This window comes from Pseudomonas sp. CFBP 8772 (genome assembly GCF_014841665.1).
GTDB classification, from domain to species: Bacteria; Pseudomonadota; Gammaproteobacteria; order Pseudomonadales; family Pseudomonadaceae; genus Aquipseudomonas; species Aquipseudomonas graminis_B.
Genome location: NZ_JACYUI010000043.1, coordinates 1 through 259, shown reverse-complemented (window position 1 = coordinate 259; position 259 = coordinate 1). Strand labels below are relative to the sequence as shown.

At 59.1% G+C, this 259-nt stretch carries 1 protein-coding gene; it reads right to left on the bottom strand.

All coding sequences use genetic code 11. From position 1 onward, the window contains the following. Positions 1 to 259 (bottom strand): hypothetical protein (locus IFT99_RS26045; RefSeq protein WP_192136185.1); only part of this gene is annotated, 259 nt, incomplete at both ends.

Genomic DNA, 259 nt, shown 5'->3' with positions numbered 1-259 from the left:
CGCTTCTAATGGTGTACGCCTGTTCCGAAAACGGAAAACGCGTTGCACCGCCATCAAAAGACGCCTCCAGCTTCAGCGTAAAGGTCGAGCCGTCGTTCAGCGTTTTGAGGAGGTCCTTGGAGATGCCCCTGCTCTGGGCGCCCAACGTCGTGACGTTCAGCGGATTCCAGTTCTGCAGCGTGATCTGCGGCGTCGAGACCACGCTCAGCCAGAGTTTTTGCCCCACTGCCTGACCAGTCCAGGCCGCGAGTGTCATGTG